14 protein-coding genes are annotated in these 20,628 nt (G+C 65.5%); 7 read left to right on the forward strand and 7 right to left on the reverse strand.

The genetic code is table 11. The features are described 5' to 3' along the window. Positions 1–74 precede the first annotated feature (74 nt). Both I5E68_RS15420 and galE read left to right on the forward strand, forming a co-directional pair. A complete protein-coding gene (locus I5E68_RS15420; protein ID WP_197165555.1) occupies positions 75–782 on the forward strand; it encodes a polysaccharide biosynthesis/export family protein in 708 nt (235 codons plus the stop codon). A 206-nt stretch (positions 783–988) separates the two neighbouring features. After that, positions 989–1,999: a UDP-glucose 4-epimerase GalE gene (gene galE / locus I5E68_RS15425; RefSeq protein WP_197165557.1), complete on the forward strand. Its 1,011-nt coding sequence runs from the start codon at positions 989–991 to the stop codon at positions 1,997–1,999. A gap of 143 nt (positions 2,000–2,142) precedes the next feature. On the opposite strand, the gene I5E68_RS15430 is transcribed toward galE, so the two are convergent. From I5E68_RS15430 to I5E68_RS15440, 3 genes are all read right to left on the reverse strand, one after another. After that, positions 2,143–5,310, reverse strand: a complete 3,168-nt coding sequence (locus I5E68_RS15430) for an autotransporter outer membrane beta-barrel domain-containing protein (RefSeq protein WP_197165561.1) — start codon at positions 5,308–5,310, stop codon at positions 2,143–2,145. A 123-nt stretch (positions 5,311–5,433) separates the two neighbouring features. Further along, on the reverse strand, positions 5,434–6,360 hold the full coding sequence (locus I5E68_RS15435) for a dioxygenase family protein (RefSeq protein ID WP_197165563.1): 927 nt from the start codon (positions 6,358–6,360) through the stop codon (positions 5,434–5,436). 180 nt (positions 6,361–6,540) lie between these two features. After that, the gene (locus I5E68_RS15440; protein WP_197165565.1) at positions 6,541–7,302 is read right to left on the reverse strand and encodes a response regulator; all 762 of its coding nucleotides are present in this window, start codon (positions 7,300–7,302) and stop codon (positions 6,541–6,543) included. Positions 7,303–7,981: 679 nt separating this feature from the next. On the opposite strand from I5E68_RS15440, the gene I5E68_RS15445 reads away from it, so the two are divergent. From I5E68_RS15445 to I5E68_RS15465, 5 genes are all read left to right on the forward strand, one after another. Then, entirely contained in the window at positions 7,982–10,213 is a 2,232-nt protein-coding gene (locus tag I5E68_RS15445; protein ID WP_197165568.1) for an ATP-binding protein, read from the forward strand. Beyond that, on the forward strand, positions 10,213–11,214 hold the full coding sequence (locus tag I5E68_RS15450) for an autotransporter domain-containing protein (protein ID WP_228727225.1): 1,002 nt from the start codon (positions 10,213–10,215) through the stop codon (positions 11,212–11,214). Before I5E68_RS15445 ends, I5E68_RS15450 begins: the two co-directional genes overlap by 1 nt. A gap of 291 nt (positions 11,215–11,505) precedes the next feature. Continuing rightward, positions 11,506–12,519, forward strand: coding sequence for an SDR family NAD(P)-dependent oxidoreductase (locus I5E68_RS15455; RefSeq protein WP_197165570.1), 1,014 nt, complete (start codon positions 11,506–11,508; stop codon positions 12,517–12,519). A 90-nt stretch (positions 12,520–12,609) separates the two neighbouring features. Next, positions 12,610–13,920, forward strand: a complete 1,311-nt coding sequence (locus tag I5E68_RS15460; RefSeq protein WP_197165573.1) for a UDP-glucose dehydrogenase family protein — start codon at positions 12,610–12,612, stop codon at positions 13,918–13,920. A gap of 383 nt (positions 13,921–14,303) precedes the next feature. Further along, positions 14,304–14,957, forward strand: coding sequence for a Crp/Fnr family transcriptional regulator (locus I5E68_RS15465; protein WP_197165575.1), 654 nt, complete (start codon positions 14,304–14,306; stop codon positions 14,955–14,957). Between the two features lie 34 nt (positions 14,958–14,991). Here I5E68_RS15465 and I5E68_RS15470 read toward each other — a convergent pair whose 3' ends face one another. The 4 genes from I5E68_RS15470 to I5E68_RS15485 form a co-directional block, all read right to left on the reverse strand. Then, complete coding sequence (locus tag I5E68_RS15470; RefSeq protein ID WP_197165577.1) at positions 14,992–16,461, reverse strand: TRAFs-binding domain-containing protein; 1,470 nt, start codon at positions 16,459–16,461, stop codon at positions 14,992–14,994. Between the two features lie 15 nt (positions 16,462–16,476). Then, complete coding sequence (locus I5E68_RS15475) at positions 16,477–16,953, reverse strand: nucleotide synthetase (protein ID WP_197165579.1); 477 nt, start codon at positions 16,951–16,953, stop codon at positions 16,477–16,479. Between the two features lie 43 nt (positions 16,954–16,996). Continuing rightward, a complete protein-coding gene (locus tag I5E68_RS15480; RefSeq protein WP_197165581.1) occupies positions 16,997–18,583 on the reverse strand; it encodes a toll/interleukin-1 receptor domain-containing protein in 1,587 nt (528 codons plus the stop codon). 179 nt (positions 18,584–18,762) lie between these two features. Further along, positions 18,763–20,538 carry a sensor domain-containing diguanylate cyclase gene (locus I5E68_RS15485; protein ID WP_197165583.1) on the reverse strand — a complete coding sequence of 592 codons (1,776 nt, stop codon included), beginning with the start codon at positions 20,536–20,538 and terminating at the stop codon, positions 18,763–18,765. Positions 20,539–20,628: the final 90 nt, after the last annotated feature.

A 20,628-nucleotide genomic window follows, 5' to 3' on the forward strand; every position in this document is an offset into this window, starting at 1 on the left:
AGCTTGCGCTCAATCGAGCCACGCACTAGTCCCAAGCGCAACCAGTTTTTAGTTCCCAATGGAGAGATCCTTAAGTGAATTACTCTAAGACATTTCTCGTAGTCGGAACATGTCTCGCAGCCGGTGTCCTGGGCGGCTGCACCGCGACCACGCCGAACCCGAACCTGCCGACCGGCGCGGCGGCCTACGAGGTGATCCCGGCATCGATCCCGGTTCCCACCACCTACCCGATCCGTCCCAAGGACATCCTCACCCTGCGCGTCTTCGGCGAGCCCGACATCTCTGCCGATGAAATGCGCGTGGACGACGCCGGCAAGATCCAGGTCCCGCTGATCGGGACCGTCGATGCCGCCACGCGCAGCGCCGACGAGGTCGGCAAGGAAATCGCGCAGCGCCTCGGGGCCAAGTACCTCATCAACCCGCAAGTCGCACTCTCGGTCGCCGAAGCCGCCCCCAGCTACGTCTCGGTCGAAGGCGAGGTGAAGAAGCCGGGCGTCTACGAGATTAATGGCCGCTCCTCGCTTCTCTCGGCGCTGGCCCGCGCCGAAAGCCCGAGCTCGACCGCGAAGCTGGACGAAGTGGTCGTGTTCCGCACGATCGACGACCAGCGCATGGTGGCCCGCTTCAACCTCAAGGACATCCGCACCGGCGTCAGCCCGGACCCGATGATCCTCGATGGCGACGTGGTCATGGTCGGCTTCTCGCGCGGCAAGGGTCTGTGGCAGGACATCCTGCGCACCGCGCCCTTCTTCAACGCATTCGTGCTGTTCGCAACGCGCTAAGTCGGGCGCCGGTAACAGGGCGGTCGGTCCCGGGATGACTGGCCGTGCCTGCTTCCGGCACTCGGATTGCACGGTTCTCGATCCGACTTTGGTTTGACCACATCACCTGTCGGGGGATAATGGCGCGCGACGTCGGCCGCACGGGGGTGGCCAGGACGATCGCCACCACGGCAATCGCTGCCATAATGGCTGCACGGGGGTAAGACATGACGCGCAAGGTTCCGGTTCTGGTCACGGGCGGCGCCGGGTACATCGGCAGCCATGCCGTCCTTGCCTTGCGCGACGCGGGCTGGCCGGTCACGGTGATCGACAACCTCGTCACGGGCTTTCGCTTCGCCGTACCCGAAGGCGTCCCGTTCTACGAGGGCGACATCGCCGATGCCGACCTGCTCGCACGCATCATCGCCGAACAGGGCATCAAGGCGATCATGCATTTCGCCGGCTCGGTAATCGTCCCCGAATCCGTCGAGAACCCGCTCAAGTACTACGAGAACAACACGGTAAAGAGCCGCGCCCTGATCGCCGCGGCCGTCTCCGGCGGGGTAGACCACTTCATCTTCAGCTCGACCGCGGCGACTTACGGCACGCCCGAGGAATCTCCGGTGCGCGAAGATTCGCCCAAGCTTCCGATCAACCCCTACGGCATGTCCAAGCTGATGACCGAGACGATGCTCGGTGACGTCAGCCGTGCGCATCCGATCAATTACTGCGCGCTGCGTTACTTCAACGTCGCCGGAGCCGATCCACTGGCACGCACCGGCCAGTCGACGGCCGGAGCCACGCACCTGATCAAGGTCGCGGTCGAGGCTGCGCTGGGCAAGCGCGAACACGTCGCGGTGTTCGGGACCGACTTCGACACGCCCGACGGCACCGGCGTGCGCGACTATATCCACGTCTCGGACCTCGCCGCAGCCCATGTCCTCGCGCTCGAAGCCCTGATCGCGCAGCCGGACCAGAGCATGACGATGAACTGTGGCTATGGCCGCGGCTTCTCGGTGATGGAAGTGCTCGACGCGGTCGACCGGGTGACCAACCGCACGATCGAGCGCCGCCTCGAAGGCCGCCGCGCGGGCGACCCGGCAGCGCTGATCTCGGACAACAGCCGCATCAAGGCCACCTTGCCCTGGCAGCCGCAGTACGCCGACCTTGGCACCATCGTCGAACATGCCCTCGCCTGGGAACGCCGGCTTACCGAAATCCACGCCGCCGGCGCCTGACGTTTCGAGTTCTCGTCGAAGTAGGGCAGAACAACCCCGCCCGGGCCGCGCGCGACGCGCGAGCTCGGTGACGGAGCCCTCTGCATGAGCAGGCTGACGTCGCCGGCGTGCCTTGCGCCCGCAAGGGCACGCCGGATCATTCGTCAAAACGCGACACTAAGCCCCGCGCGAGCCGAGAAGTCGGTGCTATCGGACGTCTTTTCCATCCGGCCCGACAGCTTCCATGTGAAGTCGTAGCCCCCGGCAAGCACCGAAAGCTCTCCGATCCAGGCGCCCTGGATGTCATCGCCGGTCAGCGTGAAGGCATCACCCGCATCGTAGCTGTCACCACCGCCGAAGTAGGCAGTGGTATCGCCGAGCCCGCCTGCGAGCACCTCGCGCCGACCACCTTCGAACTGAAAGGTGAGCGGACGATAGTCGGGGGTGATCCGGCCAAGCGAATAGGCCGCGGTCAGCGTTGGGGTGAGTGTCGTCGACTTGCTGGTGCGGCTGGCGACGGTGAGCGCGATCGCATCGCTGTCGGCATCCTCGGTATAGCCGTTCTCGCGCAGCCAGAACTGCTCCAGTTCGACCTTGGGCTTGAGCGAGAAGCGGGGCGAGACGGCATAGCGATACGACGCCCCCGCAAGGCCGGACAACAGCCAGCCGCTCCACTTGCCATCGGCATCGTAAGTGAAGTCGGTATCGTCGATGGTGCCTGTGTAGGTGCGCGTGGAATCGACCGAGACACGGGCGGCACCGATCCGCGCCCAAGTCATCAGCGGCCCCCACGAATTACGCCAGAACAGGCCGAGCGCATGTTCGCCGATGTCGAGATCCTGCGATCCCCCGTTGTCCTCGACGCTGCCTTGCAGCCAGGCATAGGAGAAGCCGACGTAGCCGATGCGGGTCCGCCGCTCGATGCCTGCGGACAGGCCCCAGCCGCTGATGTCGTAGCCAGCGCTGCCCGTCGCATCCTTCGAGGCGCGCCAGTAGACCGGTTCCAGCCAGCCACCGGCGTCGGTGATGTCGAAAGTGGAGGTGTCGTCCGAGACATGCTGCGATGCGAGACGCGTGCCCTGCGTGACGGCCTCGAAGACACCGCCCGCATAGTCGGGCAGCAGACCCGAGGTCTGCTCCTGCAACGTCGCCGTATCTTCGACCTGCAACAGGCTCTCGGCAAGATAGTCGTCATTCGCCGCCGTTGCGTAGATCGCCTCCCAGGCCGCAGCGCTGGAACGGTCGATCCCGAGATCATCGGTCGACTTGCGCGAGATCGTCAGCGAGATAGCGTTGTCCTCGCTGCTGACCGTGCCGTCGTAGATGAACGGCAGGTCGAGCGCGGTCTCGAGGCTTCCTTCCAGCGTCAGGGTGTCGGCAGTCAGCACCGAGTAAGTGCCTTCCGCCGAGGCGAGATCCGAGATCGTCGCGGTGATGCCCGCCCCATCGGCGAAGGTCGCGCTGGTAACGTCGATCGTCGAGACCTCGTCGCCGTCGATCGCGATGCCGACCGCGCCTTCGGAACCCACGTAGAGCGTGCCGAAACTGGCCGTCTCGTCCTCACCCGCGATCAGCGAACCGCCGTTCACCGTGACCGTGAGATTGTCTGCATTGGCGAATGTGCCGGTGTAGGTCGCGCTGTCGCTGATCGTCAGCGTGCCGGCGTTGCCTGCGAAATCCATGGTGCCATCGAAGCTCGAGGTATCGGCCATCGTCGCCGTGCCGGTGCCGCCCTCGAAATAGACGTCGCCGGTATAGGCAAGATCACCCGAGAGGCTGAGCGTGTCGTCGCCATCGCCGAACGTGGTATCGCCGATGATCGTGCCCGAGGACGCATCGATCGTATCGTCGCCGCTGCCCAGCGCGATGTCGCCATAGATGCGGGTGTAGACCGTGGGATCGACGTCGACCTCGTTGTCCTCGAGGTACTCCGCGCTGGTCTCGGCATCCGCGTCGTTGAGGTACTGCGTGATGGTGACGCCGGTTGTGTTCGCCGAGAGGTCGATCGCGGTGCGAACGTCGGTGCTCGAACCGTTGGCGAGGATGTAGCCGGTGTTCTCGATGCTGGTGAGCGTGCCCGAGAGATCGCGGATCGCGGTAGTGCTGCCCTCACCCGGCGAGGAGATGATCGCCGAGATGGTTCCCGAATTGTAGAGCGTCTCGACCGTGCTGCCCGCCTTGATCAGCAGCGCCGTCGCATCGCTATCGTAGGTCGTCGCCCGGATCGATCCGGTGACGCCAATCCCATCGGTCAGCGTCACGCGGCCCGCATCGCTGCCGATCACGACGCCGAAGGCATCGGTGTTACTGTATCTGGAGTTGGCAACGACCGAACCGTCCACGATCAGCGAGTAGTCGCCGGCATGGCCCGTTCCCGCACCGATAGTCATGTCCTGCGAACCGCCGATCTGGATGGCCGCGCCATTGCCATAGGCAACGACCGAGCCGGTGCCCTCCTCGTCATCGTCGACGCCGTCGTTGTCCTCGTCGTCATTGTCATCATCGTTGTCGACCGGCGGTGCGGCGATGATGATGCCGCCATCGACGTTGCCGGTGATCGAGACCGTCGCCGCGCCTTCGCGCAAGGCCGCGCGCGAGAGCGAGATGGTGTCGTCGTCATCGTTGGTGAAATAATAGGACTGTGCCAGTGCGCCCTGCACGGTGACCGCACCGGTCACGTCGCCCGCGACCGACAGGGCGGTCGCGCCTGCGCCGGTAACGGTCACGTCACCCTCGACGGTAACGTTGCCATCTACACCCTTGGTGGAAATGCCCAGCGCATTGTCGCCCACGACCGTGATCGAGCCGGTGTTGTAGATATCGCCGGTGTAGTCCCCGGCCAGCACGATGCCCCCCGAATCGAGGCCCTCGACGTCGATCGAGCCTTCGTTGGTGATGCTGCCAGCTGCGTCTCCGGCCAAGTAGATGCCATAGCGGTTGCTGGCCGAAGCGATCTCGCCGTCGGCGATGCTGTTGCTGTCCTCGTCCTCGGGCACGAAGTCCTCGAGCACGCTGATGGCGGCATCCTCGCCTGTGTAGATATCGGCGCTCGTGCCAGTGGCGACTGTGATGCCGCTGGCTCCAACGGCGCCGTCGGCATCGCCCAGGTCGAGTTCGCCCTCGAGATCGACCGCATTGTTGCTGTCGACGGTGATCGCGGAACCCTTGGTGAGAACGATCGAACCATCCTCGGTCACGGTGACATCGCCTGCACTCGAGGTGACGAGCGGCGTAGTGGTCTCGGTGGACACGGACGTCGCGGCCATCGCCGGCGCAGAGCCGAGCGCGAGGACGAGGGCTCCGACACTGACGGAATCATGGAATCTGGACATGGAAACGGGGTCTCGATCTGGAGAGGATAACGGGCGTTGCGCAAGATCGAACCGCCCGCATTTCACGCCGCGACGGGCGGGGGTAATGCGGGCGGCAGCAAGCCTCGTGAGAAGAAAATGCGATCAGCCAGCGATGCCGATGAGCGCAGTGGCCGAATAGCCCGCCGTCAGCGAACCGCTGACCGAGGGCGTCATCTGCGCGACTTGCGCCGAGGTATTGTCGCCGAAGACGTTGTCGGACGAGAGCGACAACCCGTTGTAGTTGGAGATGCTCGAAGTGTAACGGCTGTCACCGGTGTAGACCTCGGTATTGGTCGCGGCTGGCATCGCCAGCTGCGAGATCAGGTCCGCCGTGCGCCCGGTACTGGCCGAGGTCAGACCATCGAGGAAGATCTCGAAGTGAATGTGCGGCCAGCGCCCCGAATAGCAGGCCGGGTAGATCGAGGTGAAGGTGACCTTGCCCTCGGAATCGGTGACCTGCACGCCGCGCAGGTAGCTCTCGGTCGTGACGCCGCTCGAATAGAGCGAGTACTTTCCGTCGACATCGCAATGCCAGATGTAGATCGCCGCGCCCTCGATCGCCGCGCAGCCGTTGTTGACGTCCACCAGTTGCAGCTCGAGGGTGAGTTCGATGCCCTGCGCGACCGTCGTCGACCCAATGAAGCTGGGCCGGATATCGGATCGGATCACGCCCGAATTGGTCAGCACGTTGGAGGTCGAGCCGCCCGAACTGTTGGTGCCGTCGGCCGGGTAGGGCCCGTTGGTCTCACTCGGATCGGCGATGCAGCTACCCGACCCGCTGGAGCTGGCGGTATCGTCGCTCGAGGATGAGTCGGTCGAAGAATCCGTCGTCGAACCCGATGAGGAGGAGGACGATCCGGAAGTCGAACCCGAACTCGAAGTGGAAGCGGTAGCGTCTTCGCCCCCACATGCCGCCAGCAAAGCGCTCGTACCGGCGCTCGCCAGAAACGCCAGCGCCCTGCGCCGCGCGAGCATTTGCCCCGCGATGCGCTCGAGATCTTCGCCGAGACCCTTGCCGTGCTCATCCATTTCAACGTCACTCCTCGTACAGGTCCGCGCGAGATGGGCGCGCGGACGGATCGTGCCGGAAGCAATGTCAGTGCGGATTTGCCGCTGGATTTCAGGCGATTTGCAACAATGTCGTGAGGGACGTGCGCCCGCTGCAACACTAGAGGCAGGAGCGATTGACCACGCAGGGCCGCTTGCCGGTCAGGCAGGGGTGCCCGTGGTCACCGCCGGCACGAAGAGATAGCCCTCGTTGCGCACGGTGCGGATGATGTCGCCGCCGCCCTCACCCTCGGACAACTTGCGACGCAGGCGCGACAGCTGGACGTCGATGGCGCGATCATAGTGCTCGCTATCCTCGCCGCGCGACCAGTCCAGCAGCTGGTCGCGGGTCAGGACTCGCCGCGGATGCTCGGCAAAGGCGCGCAGCAGGCGAAACTCTCCATCCGAGAGGGGGATCAACTGTGCCGCGGGATCGACCAGCAGGCGCAAGCCCAGGTCCATGCGCCAGCCTGCGAAGTAGAGGCAATCGCCCGAACCCGCATCGCCTGCGCCAGCGGGACCGGGCGCTTCCTCGCTCGCCCCCTTGCCGTCCTGCACAGCGCGGCGGCGCAGGACGGTACGGATTCGCGCGAGCAGCTCACGCGGGTTGCACGGCTTGGCCAGATAGTCGTCGGCGCCCATCTCGAGCCCGACGATGCGGTCGACGTCGCTGCCAACCGCCGAAAGCATGATTACCGGCGGCGCGCCCGCCCCCAGCCGACGTAGCGCAGACAGGCCATCCTCGCGCGGCATCATCACGTCGAGCACGATGAGGTCGAAGTTCTCGCGCTCGAGCAGCGCGCGCATGGCGGCGGGGTCCTCGGCCACCGCTGTCTCGTAGCCGTGCCGAGCGAGATAATCGCCGATAAGCGTACGGATGCCCTCGTCGTCGTCGACGATCAGGATACGGGTCTGCATGTCCATCGCGTTTGATTCTAGAAGCATCATGTGGATTTGCACAGTCGCTATGCCCAAGCGATTTCAGCTACCGACACAGCTTGCGACACGATTGCTACCCAGCCGTAACGCGATGAAACACCGAGGCAACCTCACGGTCTGACAAGGGCATGGCACGCAGCACTCCAAAAGGTGTGCGGCGCGCAAAGCTACCCTCCTCGCTGCCGCCAAGGCGAGGAAGGGTACCGGGATCGTCGCGTGTCAGGTTTCGATGTCGCACCCGCCCTGCCCCTCGGCGATCCCGGATCGGCCAGCGAATGCCTGTCCCGCCCGCCTTCGCGCCATGTCCGAGGCTGGCTCGGAGCCATGACTGTCCGCATCCCGAACAAGTCGATTGGAGTCGCCAAAGTGACACGGATCGCTGATAATCGCCCGGTGCATCTTCGGCTCATGAGTCGAACCCAGAGTTTCCACGCCTGCACGGTTGCCGTTTCGTGCAACGCACGGCGTGTTCCGTGGTGACCGTTCCCGTGGCCTGTCGGCCATGGGAACGTGGAGCAGGGTCAGGAGGGACGTGTCCCTCTCTCCTGTCCCTGCTCCGCATATCCCGCCCCCAGCAATCGCTGCGACAGTTGCGCGACAATGAGGCATCCTGCGACAATTGCGCGGATCGCAAATCCGTCCGCTTCGTGGCATTGGCGGCGCCATGAGACGCCTCGCCCTACCGCGCGCAAGGAGCTTGCCGCTCGCGCTGCAGATGATCGCGATCCCGGTCTGCGCGCTGGTTGCCGCGCAGCTGGTCACGCTCGCCCTCACCGTTCTGATCCCGCCGCGCCCGACCGCGCGCTGGAACCTAGACGACGTAGCTGCCGCGCTGGCTGAAGGCACGATACCCGATGCTCTCGAACGCCGCGACATGACGGGGCCTCCCGACATTTCGGGTCAAGGCTGGCTGGTCTCCGAATCCTCGCGCAATGCGCTCGCCGCGCGGCTCGACATGGCTCCGGGCGATATCGTCCTGGCCTTCTATACCCAGCTCCCCGTCGGGGGCGTGGCGGTGCCGACAAGCACACGCTCACCACTGGCACAGATGGATACCGACAGCAGCGCCACTGCCGACCTTTCCTCATGGCTGATAGAAAGTGCGAAGGCACAGGCAATTCCGGGCGGACCGCCTCCCGGTGGCGGCGGAGCGCCCGGAGGACTTCCTCCGGGCGGATTTCCCGGCGGCATGCCCCCGGGAGCCCGCCCTGCGCGTGTACCGACAATGCCCAGCGGCACGATACCGGGAGGAGCAAGGCCCGCGGGAACCATGCCGGGAGGCACTGGCGCTGGGGCGATGCGTCCTCCAACAGCCGCTCCGGCGACACGCGCGCCGGGTGCACACTCTCCCGGCGGACAGCCTCCTGGCAACCGCCCCGGGCCCGCCAGCCCTCCGGCCGGCCCGGCGCAGGGAGAGCAGCCTCCTTCAGGCCCTAGCGGAGGCATGACCGAGGGGCCATCCGCAGGCACGGGCGCTGGGTACGACCCGGCGGCTCCCGGCACTCCGGGCGGTTCGAACGCAAGCGCATCAGAAGCCCGCCCGGGAGGGAGTACTCCGGGAATGGCGCCTCCGGGAACGGGCGCACCGGGCATGGGCACAGGTTCGCTAACGGCCGGGGGCTTGCCGCCGGGCATCGGCGCGAGCCAGTCCTTGCGCGCTCCTCTTGTCGACTTCGCCCCCTCGTCCCCGCCTGCTACCCGAACAGCCGGATCCGATCAGGCTCCCCGCGCGGATTCCGCCACGGCTCGCCCCATGGAGACGCATGCCCCTGCCGTTCCGGCGCAAACCGTTGCACTCGAGCCGCCTGGCGAAGACGCGGAGGCCCGAGCCGGCGATGCCGACGCCGCCGTGACGGGCAGTCCTGCAGGCACAGCGCAGCCGATTCCGTTCCGGCGCCAGCACGATTCGATCTTCAACCTCGCCTCCCCTCCGTTCATCGAGGGCGATTTCGTCGCGGCCGCACGCCAGGGCGACGGCAGCTGGATCGCGGTCGCCCCCCGCGAGGAGCCCTTCCCCAACGCCTGGCAGCGCCGGGTCATCGTGTGGTTCGCGCTCTCGCTGGCGATCATCAGCCCTCTGGCCTGGCTCTTTGCCCGGCGTATCGTGCTGCCGCTACGCGAATTCGCCAGTGCGGCCGAACAGCTCGGACGCGACCCCAGCGCGCAGATCCCGCCGCTCTCCGGCCCTGCAGAGATCGGCGGCGCGGCTATTGCCTTCAACCAGATGCGCAACCGCGTACGCGCTTTCGTCGAGGATCGCACGACCATGGTCGGCGCGATCAGCCACGACTTGCGCACCCCGCTCACCCGGCTGCGCTTCCGCATCGAGGACGTGCCCGACGACCAGCGCGGAGGGCTACTGAAGGAGGTCACCGAGATGGAGGCCATGATCAGCCAGGTCATAGCCTTCATTCATGATGCCTCCGCGCCGGGCGCACGCGAGCGTGTGCTCTTGGGCGATCTCGTCGCGCAAAGCATCGAGGATGCCAGGCTGGTGGGTGCGGACGTGACGCTGGCCGCTGGGGTGGCAGTCGTGGTCGACGTCGACCCGGTCGGTATGCGTCGGCTGCTCGACAATCTGGTCGAGAACGCGGTCAAGTATGGCGAACGCGCCTGCGTACGTCTCGATTTCCGCGCCGGGGAGGCCATCGTCGAGATCGTCGATGACGGCGAAGGCTTTGCGGAGGCCGAATTCGACCTCGTATTCGAGCCCTTCTATCGCAGCGCCAGCGCGCGCAAGTCGGCCAAGAAGGGCTCGGGGCTCGGCCTCGCGGTATGTCGCTCGATCGCACGAGCGCACGGAGGCGACGTGTCCTTCGCGCATGACCCAGCCGGCTTCATCACCCGCCTGCGCCTGCCTGCAACAGCGACAAGCACATCGCGCAAGGCAGGCTGATGCACGCCACACGACGCCTCGGTGCACGCACATCCGCCTTCATTATTGCAGCCAGCGCGCTGTTCGCACAGCCGGTCAGCGCGCAACAGGTGCTCCCGGAAACGCCCGGTAGCGAGGGCGATAGGGCCGAAAGCAATCAGGCTCAGGCCAATCTGCAAAGGGACGAGGCGACCGCGCGCGACGAAGTGGCAGCGCCGCCCCCTTCGGTCATGCCATGGTCCGCTTCCGTATCTGCGGGGCTCAGCGCGCGCGATGCAGGGCCCGATGGTTCCTGGCAGTCGCTGGCACTCTCCCGCAGCGTGGGCCGTGGGTACCTTCGGGCAAGTGTGATGCGCTACCACGGGACGCTCGTCCAAGCCGATACCGCCCTGCCTTCCGACTACTTCATCGGTACGCTGGGCGCTGGCGGCAATTTCGACAACTGGGTCACCGACGGCTGGGTCAGCATCGGTCGCCAGCGCTATGGCCGGATCAGCCAGACCGGCACAGACCAGCCTGCCAGCCGCGAGAGTACCGGAGCGACCTCCAGCCCCTACTTCGCCGTCGGTGCGGACGTTGGACATGTGATCACGCTCTCGCCGGGATGGTACGCGACCCCGACACTTGCCGTGTCCTATGCCCATGGCCAGCTTCTGCGTCCCGCGCCCGAGAACAGCGGACTGCCCGATCTCGAGACCGACGAGCCGACCTGGACCGGCGGGGCCAACCTGCGCCTCGACCGCGCATTTGGCCCGGAAGGCCGGAACTTCATTGGCCTGCTCGCCGCGCGCCAGTGGAGCAGCAACGGAGTTTCCGCCCTCCTGCTGCCGGTTGTCGACGACAGCGCCATACTGCCCGAACTCAAGAGCCGACATTATCCGGACAGCTGGTACGAAGCCGGGGCCAGCGCCAGTCTCTCGCTGCTTCCCCGCCTCGATCTCGATCTTTACGCGACCCGCAGCTTTGGAATGAAGGCTGGAGACGTCACCTCCGCTGGCCTGTCGCTGCGCACCCGCTTCTGAGGCACTGCCCCTGAATGCGCGAAGTGCGAACTTAACGCCTCAGCCTGCGAAAACACCGTGTCCAAGGCATTTTCCGGACAGATTTCCAGCGCGCCGCGGCGCCGCCGCGACAAGACTGCTCTGAATTGGGACAATCAGGGTTTACACCACTGGTGACGCTGAAAAATTTAAACTACACCGCAATGCAACAAAGTCTCTGGTAATGTCTTGATCCCTTCGCCGTCCGCCCCGGTTCTCGGCACAGTTAAACCCGGCAGTGGCCATATGCGCCGCATGAGGAGCTGAAGTTTCGTGGAATTTCATGGGCAGACGGTCCTGGTTACTGGCGCGGCCGGGTTTATCGGCGCGGCCGTCAGCGAAGCGCTGATGGCGCGTGGTACGGCCGTCATCGGGATCGACAATCTCAACGACTATTACCCGGTATCGCTCAAGCAGGCACGCCTCGCCCGGCTCGCGCAGGCCAGTGGTGCGCCCTTCACGTTCATCGAGCGGGACTTCTCGGACATGGCCGCGCTTACCGAAGCGCTGGCGGGTCACGACTTCGCACGCATCGTTCATCTCGGTGCCCAGGCAGGCGTGCGCTATTCGCTGGAGAACCCGCAGGCCTACGTCGCCTCGAACCTTGCCGGCCACGTCAACATGCTGGAACTTGCGCGCGCTCGCGGGGTCGAGCACATGGTCTATGCCAGCTCGAGCTCGGTCTACGGCGGCAATACCAAGCTGCCCTTCGCGGTCGAGGATCGCACCGACCATCCGGTCTCGCTCTACGCCGCAACCAAGCGCGCCGACGAACTGATGAGCGAGACTTACGCCCATCTCTTCGCGATCCCGCTGACCGGCCTGCGCTTCTTCACCGTCTACGGCCCATGGGGCCGGCCCGACATGGCCATGTGGCTGTTCACCGAGCGCATGCTCACCGGGCAGCCGATCAACGTGTTCAACCACGGCGAGATGCAGCGCGATTTCACGTATATCGACGATATCGTCGGCGGCATTCTCGCCTGCCTCGATCGCGCGCCTGCCGCCGATGGCAGCGTCAAGGCGGGCGGCAGCACCAAGCCGCACGCGCTCTACAACATTGGCAACCACCGTAGCGAACGCCTGATGCGCCTGATCGAGGTGCTCGAAGAGGCCTGCGGTGTGAAGGCGAAGCTCAACCTGCTCGACATGCAGCCAGGCGACGTGCCCGCCACTTATGCCGACATCACGGCGCTGACCCGGGACACCGGCTATGCGCCCTCCACCCCGATCGAGATCGGCGTCCCCCGGTTCGTCGATTGGTTTCGTAACTATAAGTTAAAATAACCAAGGCACAGCGAGCAGGTACAGCGCCTGCTTGGCTTACTGCTTGCCTGACGTTATGCAATAATCACCTTTCAAGCCGAAGAGGTTTTCATGAAGATTGCGATGGTTGGTTCCGGATACGTGGGCCTTGTTTCCGGTGCATGCTTTGCTGACTTCGGTCACGACGTCGTGTGTATCGACAAGGACCAGAGCAAGATCGACCGTCTGCACGATGGCATCATGCCCATCTACGAGCCGGGCCTCGACGCACTGGTCGAACGCAACGTGCGCGATGGCCGCCTGAGCTTCACCACCAATCTGGCCGAGGGCATCGAAGGCGCCAGTGCGATCTTCATCGCCGTGGGCACGCCCTCGCGTCGCGGCGATGGCCATGCCGACCTGTCCTACGTCTATGCCGTCGCCAAGGAAGTCGGTGAGAACCTCGCCAACGAAGCGGTGATCGTCACCAAGTCGACCGTGCCCGTCGGCACCGGCGACGAGGTCGAGCGCATCATCTCGGAATGCAACCCGGCACACAAGTTCGCCGTCGTCTCGAACCCCGAGTTCCTGCGCGAAGGTGCCGCAATCGGCGACTTCAAGCGCCCCGACCGCATCGTCATCGGTGCCGAGGACGACCTTGGCCGCGAGATCATGGCCGAAGTCTACCGCCCGCTGTTCCTCAATGAATCGCCGATCCTGTTCGTCAGCCGCCGCTCCTCGGAGCTGACCAAGTACGCCGCCAACGCCTTCCTCGCGGTGAAGATCACCTTCATCAACGAGATGGCGGACCTGTGCGAAAAGGTCGGCGGCAACGTGCAGGACGTCGCCAAGGGCATCGGCCTCGACAACCGCATCGGCTCCAAGTTCCTTCACGCCGGCCCCGGTTATGGCGGCTCGTGCTTCCCCAAGGACACGCTCGCCCTGCTCAAGACCGCCGAGGACTACGACAGCCCGGTGCGCATCGTCGAGGCGGTGGTCAAGGTCAACGACACCCGCAAGCGTGCGATGGGCCGCAAGGTGCTCGATGCGCTGGGCGGCCATGACGCCGCGCGCGGCAAGAAGGTCGCCATGCTCGGCCTGACCTTCAAGCCCAACACCGACGACATGCGCGACAGCCCGGCGATCGCGGTCGCCCAGACCCTCGTCGATGCGGGCGTCAGCGTCGCCGCCTTCGACCCCGAGGGCATGGAGCTCGCCGCGCCGCTGATGCCGCAGGTCGAGATGAAGAAGGACACTTACGAGGCCATCGAGGGCGCCGACGCGGTCGTCATCGTGACCGAGTGGGACGCCTTCCGCGCGCTCGACTTCGATCGCATCAAGAAGATCGCCAAGGCCCCGGTCATGGTCGACCTGCGCAACATCTACAAGGCAGCGGACATGGCCGAAGTCGGCTTCACCTACACCTCGGTCGGCCGCCCCTGATCGGCTCCGGAGCGGGCGGTCTGCGCGACCGCCCGCCTCACACCAGAACATAGCCTGACGGGCACCGGTAACGCGCCACAAGGCCCGTTACCGGTGCCCGTTCGCATTTCGTGTTCCTGCCTGGAAACGCACGCGACAAGCAGCGCCCATATCCGGCGCAAAAAACGGGCCCGGAAGCATGGGGACTTCCGGGCCAGGAAAAAGGTCGCTCAGCAAGAGCCACCTTCGGGTCGCAAGGCAATCATAGGCTCACACCCGCATTTTTCCCGTGACGCAGATCACGCCCCCCTGTTGAAGGGAGATTCATCTTGAAATTTCTGCGCTTAGGCGGAATCTAGCGCACCGAAAAAGTCGGGCGATCGTCCGCCGCCGGGGGCCAGGCCTTGAATCACGATGACCAGATTGAGGCAATCGGCGCCATTTTCCGCTGCGAGCGGGATTCGGCCAGCACCCTCGCCGACATCGTGAGCGTGCACCAGCACGCCGCAGGAGATATCCTCGCGTCGCAAGGCGGTCCTGCGAACCATTTCTGGCTGGTCACCGAAGGTGCCGTGCGCGTCGATGCCTTCGGGGTCGATGGACAGCGCCAGCAACTGGCCCAGTACGGGCCGGGCGAAGGCTTCGGAGCCTTTCCGGAAGCCTCGACCCATCGCGCCGAGATCAGCGCCGCAAGCGAGGCGACGCTGCTCCGCTTCGAAGCCACGCGGCTTGCCGAGGTCGTCGCTGGCAATGCGCAGGTCGGCGCAGGCATGGCCCGGCTGCTTGCCCGCCAGCTCGATCGCGCACTCGATCGCATGGTGACGCGCACGACCTACAGCGCAGCGGGAAGGGTCTATGCCGAATTGCTCTCGCTCGCCGGAGAAAGCGCGCGGATTGCGCCCCCGCCCAAGATCACAGCACTGGCGCTCAGCGCCAATACAACGCGCGAGACTGCCTCGCGCGCGATCGCGGTGCTGATCCGGCGTGGTATCGTGACCCGCGACGATACCTGCCTCGTCATCGCTTCACCGCGCATGTTGATGGACCTGATTTCCTGACACCCCGAGCCGGTGCGACACACCGACGCGAGCGTCAGGCGCTCTCGCTCCTCAGGTAGCGGCCTACCGGGATATCACCGAGCGCGGTGACGATCTCACCCCCGGTCTCGAAACGGTACTGCGGCGCGACAAGATCGAAGGCCGCCGCTTGCGGCCAGGGCGCACAGACCTCGCCGGGCATGGCACCGCGCGCCAGAACCCCGGCCTGCTTGCCGACGATGTGCAGATCAGCATCGGGCAATGTCGAACGGGTATCGAGGCCCAGCCGGGCATCGGGATCCAGCGCCAGGACCTGTGCAGCCAGGGCCATTGCCTTTGCCGGATCCTCGAACAGGGCGAGATGGTGACCCGCCTCGGCCAGCGCCAGCGCCTGACCCGCAACCCCGGGCGGAAACGGCGCGAGCGAGGCCAGAACCGTGCGCACCACGTTCACGCCGAGCCCCCCGCGGGGCACTGGCGCGGGATGATCGAGCAGGACCTCGCGATGAGGCAGGCCGCGCGCACGCCAGGCCTCGTGCGAACGGCTCAGTGCATCGCCCTTGCGCGCCGCGCGCAGTGCCAGCGCCTCGCCTGCCAGCGCATCGGCGCTGCGGATCGCGAGCCCCATCGCCACCCGGGCCGCCTCGTCGATGCCTGCCCGCGATACCGGCGCCTGCGGGTCGAGGCAGGTGACCGAATGAGCCTGCTCCAGCAAGGCGTCGAAGCGCGGCAGCCAGTGGGCACCGAACGGCGTGACCGAAGTCTCGCGAAACGTGCCGATCGACCCGGGCAGCACCACGTGCAGTTCGGCTCCGCGCGCCAGCGCGCGCTCGGCGATGAGAATGTCGACACCTGCCGCCAAGGCCCCATGGACCGAGGCCGGCGTGACTTCCTCGAGAACCGCGGCAAGTTCGGCGCGCACCGCATCCTCGCGATCGGCGAGCAGGATGATCCCGCTGAAGTAGAGGCTCGGCGGCGGACCGAAGCCGTCGAGCAGCGCACTGTCGAGCCCCTTTACGGCAAGGATCGCTCGCAGCTGGGACAGCGTTGCGGCCTGATCCTCCCAGGCATCGGGTGCCAGCGCGACCGCTTCGGCCAGCGCCTTGCGGCAACCTTGCGTATCGCCGAGCAGAAGCAGCGCCTCGGCAGCCGTCGCACCCAGCCAATAGCGGGTTTCTGGTTCGTGATCGCCGCTCGCGAGCAGATCGAGGACGTGGCGTGCTAGTGCTTCGGCCTGCGCATTGTCGCCGTTGAGGCAGGCGATGGTGGCGGCATTGATCAACGGGTAAGTCGCGCGCCTGTCGCCGGCAGCCTGGCGATAGGCATCGTGCGCCTCGCGCAGCAGGCGTGCGCGTGCCGCCCCCTTGCTGCGCTGCGCACGATCCTTGAGCAGGCGCCCCTTGAGGCTGAGCGCCTCGGGCACGAGCGAGCCATGCAGGCCAGCCTCGCCGAACATCCGCCAGGCCCGCATGGTATCACCCGCGCGGGCGACCTGGCGGATGCGAATGAGCATCGGACTTGTCACGCGCAAGGCGTCCATTCAGTCCACCGGCGGCGGGTTCTTGATGTCGGGATCGATGGTGAGACCGATCCAGCGCGGCTCGCCATCCGTGCCCGGCTGGAGCAGGTCGACGTTGATATTGAAGCGATGGATCGTCCCGACCTTGCCACCCTCGTTGTAGCGCGCGGCGAAACGCACGGTCTTGTAGCGATCGAGCTTGGGATCATAAGCGCCATAGCTTACACTGCCGTAATAGGACGAAAGCGTTTCCTTCGTCGTTATGGCATCGAATTCCTTGGAAAAATAGAGCTGATCACCTTCGAGGACGATCTCCACGAAGCTGTTGCAGGTGATCGCGATATAGTCCTTGCCGCTGCTCTTCTGCGCATAGTCGAGCACGATCTGCCCGTCCTTCACGCCCAGGGTCACGGTGAAAACAAGCGGCTCGGCCGCCTCGTCCAGCCCCAGGTCCAGCAGCGGCGCGAGGCCGTACTGCGTGTAGTTCAAGGTCGACATTTACTTCCCCTCTGCAATATCCCGCCCCACCCGGGCAGGCCTCTCAATCCGTCAGCGGCGTATCGAACTTTCGGCGCCACTTGCGCCAATCCATGTTTTCCGGGTCTGCCGCGATCAGCGCGTCGAGCTTGGCGCTGGCCTGTGCAAGCAGCGCACTGGCGCGATCCTTTTCGCCCATCTCGTTGAGCAGGACCGCGGTCGAATAGCGCGCGAGCATCAGGTTCTGCTCGTAGGATACGTTGCGCGGATCCCTTTCCAGCATGCGCAAGGCAATGCCGGTTTGCAGCTGCCGCTCGGCGAGCGCCTCCTTATAGCGCTTTTGCAGGCGCAGTGCATCGGAGTACCACGAGTGGCGATTGGCCAGATCGGCCTCGACGCCCGCATCCTCGGGCACCATCGCGTGGACCTGCTCCATCGTTTTCAGCGCATTGCCACATTCGCTCAGGCGCGCGTCACGCTTGTTCTGCGCAACCACCACCGAGCAGATATTGCCCTGGGCATAGGCCAGCTCGCGCAGGTACTTCTCGTTGTCCGGCTCCATCTGCACCAACCGGCGTGCCAGCCGAAGATAGGCCTCGAAACGCGGCAATGCCTCGGCATAACGGCGATGCGAGAACACCACGTAGCCCAGCCAGAATTCGCTCTGCGCATGGTTGAAGATGCGCTCGGGATCATCGGGATCTGCAACCAGCAGCGTGCCGGTCACGCGCTCGGCCTCGCGAAATTCCGACAAGGCGCGATCATATTCGCCCTGCCGGTGATCATCCTCGCCCATCGCGTGCAGCACGCGCGCGCGCCGCTCGAGCGAATCCACCGGCAGATCGTCGAGGTCCGACTGGTCGGCATAATAGGCGAAGGCGCGGCGGTTGACGGTATCGAGCACGTCGAGCCGCCCCACGCCGTTCAGCCTCTGCCTGAGATCGGTCAACATGAATTCGATCAAACCCTCGGCCTGCCGGCGCTGGTGGTCGGCCTCGCGCTGCGCCTGGATGGCGAACACGAGCATGAGCCCCATCGATAGCGTCATCACCAGCGCCAGGAGCGTGATCGCGATCACGCGGCGCAATTGTCGCTGGGCATCGCGCTGGATGATCTGGTCGAGCGCCAGACCGGTGAGGCCGGCGACGATCTTGAGCCGCGCCAGCTTGGCGCCATCCTGTTCGGAGCGGAAGTCGGCCGCGATCGGCTCGTGGACCTCTCCATGCGCATCGGTCACCAGAAGCGAAGGCGGGAAGCACTCGGCCGGATCGCCCTCGAGGATTGCAGCGATGATCGGGCGGTCGGGATGCAGTTCGCGGAACAGTGCGATCTCGGCATCGACCCAGCGCGACCGCGCCGCGCTGGGCGAGCACAGCACCAGCAGCGCCTCGGACGCGGCAAGCGCCTTCTTTACTTCCTCGCCGAGACTTGTCGCTGCGGGCAGTTCGGCCCTGTCACGGAAGATCGGCACCATGCGCTGCCCGACCTTGCCGCGCGCGGTCTCGGCGCCCACGAGGCGCGAGGGAATGCGGTAAGTCTCCAGCCAGCGATGCAGCCGCCCGGCGGCGCCCTCGTCGGCGTGACTATAGCTGATGAAGGCCCGGTAGCGGCGCTCGTGCACCGGTGGGACAGCTGCCCCAGCGTCCGTCATTGCAACACTCTTGCCCCTTTGCACCGGTCACGCCCACCCTGTCGCACCGGCCAATCCTGTGGCTACAGGGGCCCCTGGCCGGTCCGTCGGGAAGCGGAGAGATAGCACAAGCCCCGGGTTGCGCAACGCGGTCTCGAAACCAGTCGCACTGCCCGCCAAAGGAGCACCGCCACGCCGGTTCAGGCGGCGATGCTCACGCCGCTGCGACCCGAGCACTTGAGCTCCTCGAGCGCCTGGTTCGCCAGGTCCATCGCCCCATTTTCGTCGAGATCGGCGCGCAAGGCCGCAACCCCGCAGGTAACCGAGGCAATGACCGAAACCGAGCCGTCGCTGTAGAGCGCCCGCTCGCGCAAGGCGTCGGTGATGCGCTCGCACACGCTGCGCGCGGTGAGCAGGTCGCAGGGCAACAGGATCGCGAAACCATCGGGGCCAAAGTGCCCCACCGTATCGCTGTCGCGCGCAGCACGGCTGACACGGCGGGCAGCCTCGTGGCGCACACGGGCACCGATCTCGGCACCATGACGATCGCCGATGGCATCCAGTCCTGACACTTCGACCAGCGCGAGCGAGGCCGGACCGGAAACGTCGTCGAGGACGGCTCGCAACTGCGCGCGGAAGCCTGAAGCGTTGAGCAATCCGGTCTGCTCGTCGGCTTCTGCACGCGACATCAGGGCAAGTTCGCGCGCGTGACGCTCGGTCGCATCGCGCAAGGTAACCACGGCTCCGGCCAACCGACCGGCTTGCCACAGCACTCCTATCGTTCCCTCGAGGGTCAGATGCGGGCGGCGCACGGGCACAAATTCGATCGTGCGCGAGACACCCTCGCAAGTGCTGCCCATGGACTGCATCTGGCGGACGAGAGCATCGACCTGCAACGAGATAGCTTCCGCACTGCGGCCGAGCATCGCATCCGGGGCAAGACCGAGATAGGCCTTGGTCGGACCCTGCGCCCAGTTGCACACCCCGCTGGCATCGAAGCCGAGACACGCACCCGGCGCACTCGAAAGCAGGTGACGCAGCGCTTCCTCACGTTCGGCCAGCTTGGCAAGTGCGCTCTGGCGGGTCGAGACGATACCCGCGATCGGCATCGTGGCGACCAGCAACAGACCGAGATAGAGCTGAAGGAACACGGCCTGAGTGCCTTGGCCGAACGCAAGGCTCGCAATCGGGCCGACTCCGGCCAGCAATGCTGCACACCCGATCATCGCGACGATCATCACGCCCAGCTTGGTTCCCAGGCGCCCGATCCGGAAAGAAAGGAAGATGACCGAACAGACCGGTACGAAAAGAAGCGGGGCCTGGGCCTGAACGAAAACCAGCGCTGTAACGAGAGCGTGCAACGCGTAGCTGGCGACGATCTCGAGCCGCCGACGCATGTTGCACCCCGCAAGCCAGCGCCGATAGCTGCCGTCGAGGACCGAGCGCAGGAACGGGGTAAGGATCAACAGCCCCAGCGCATTGCTGAAATACCACCGCATAAGCGAGGCCACGAAGGGCTCGCCATAAATCAGCCAGGTCATGGCAGACCCCAGCAGACCTCCCACCAGCGGCGCGATGACGCCAGCGCCGATCCCGAACAGGGCGACCGAGCGGGTGTCCTCGAAGATCGCCTCCTTTCGCAGCAAATGGACCAGCATCAGCCCCGCAAGCCCGGTCTGAAGCATGTTGATACCGCCATAGGCGAGCAGACCGAGGGTCCAGCCGCGCGCGACGGTATTGGCCGCAAGGTTCGCGGCCCAGCCGGCGAAGAGGATCCACGGCCAGTCGCGGCGCGGCTCTTTGAGCAGCAGCGCGAGAATCAGCGCGTCGGCCGGCCAGATCGTCGCATGGTCACGCCCGTTCGAGGTGAGCTCGATTGCGAAGGTCGCGAACAGGAAATAGCCGATCGCCGCGATGATCGCTGCGTCGGCTCGCTTCTCAACTACAGATCTGTGTTCGCGGGGCTCGGGCACCATCTGGCCCTACTGGCGCCAACTTAGTTGACAGACCGTATAGAACCTGAGGCTGGTGCGGCTGTTTTCGACGAACTGCATGGCTAACGGGAT

The sequence above is a fragment of the Novosphingobium aureum genome, assembly GCF_015865035.1.
Classification (GTDB): domain Bacteria; phylum Pseudomonadota; class Alphaproteobacteria; order Sphingomonadales; family Sphingomonadaceae; genus Novosphingobium; species Novosphingobium aureum.

What these genes read in the sequence shown, in the direction of transcription:
- galE (WP_197165557.1), top strand. Translation starts at nt 989, where the DNA reads ATGACGCGCAAGGTTCCGGTTCTGGTCACGGGCGGCGCCGGGTACATC.
- I5E68_RS15430 (WP_197165561.1), bottom strand. Translation starts at nt 5,310, where the DNA reads ATGTCCAGATTCCATGATTCCGTCAGTGTCGGAGCCCTCGTCCTCGCG.
- I5E68_RS15435 (WP_197165563.1), bottom strand. Translation starts at nt 6,360, where the DNA reads ATGGATGAGCACGGCAAGGGTCTCGGCGAAGATCTCGAGCGCATCGCG.
- I5E68_RS15440 (WP_197165565.1), bottom strand. Translation starts at nt 7,302, where the DNA reads ATGGACATGCAGACCCGTATCCTGATCGTCGACGACGACGAGGGCATC.
- I5E68_RS15445 (WP_197165568.1), top strand. Translation starts at nt 7,982, where the DNA reads ATGAGACGCCTCGCCCTACCGCGCGCAAGGAGCTTGCCGCTCGCGCTG.
- I5E68_RS15450 (WP_228727225.1), top strand. Translation starts at nt 10,213, where the DNA reads ATGCACGCCACACGACGCCTCGGTGCACGCACATCCGCCTTCATTATT.
- I5E68_RS15460 (WP_197165573.1), top strand. Translation starts at nt 12,610, where the DNA reads ATGAAGATTGCGATGGTTGGTTCCGGATACGTGGGCCTTGTTTCCGGT.
- I5E68_RS15475 (WP_197165579.1), bottom strand. Translation starts at nt 16,953, where the DNA reads ATGTCGACCTTGAACTACACGCAGTACGGCCTCGCGCCGCTGCTGGAC.
- I5E68_RS15480 (WP_197165581.1), bottom strand. Translation starts at nt 18,583, where the DNA reads ATGACGGACGCTGGGGCAGCTGTCCCACCGGTGCACGAGCGCCGCTAC.
- I5E68_RS15485 (WP_197165583.1), bottom strand. Translation starts at nt 20,538, where the DNA reads ATGGTGCCCGAGCCCCGCGAACACAGATCTGTAGTTGAGAAGCGAGCC.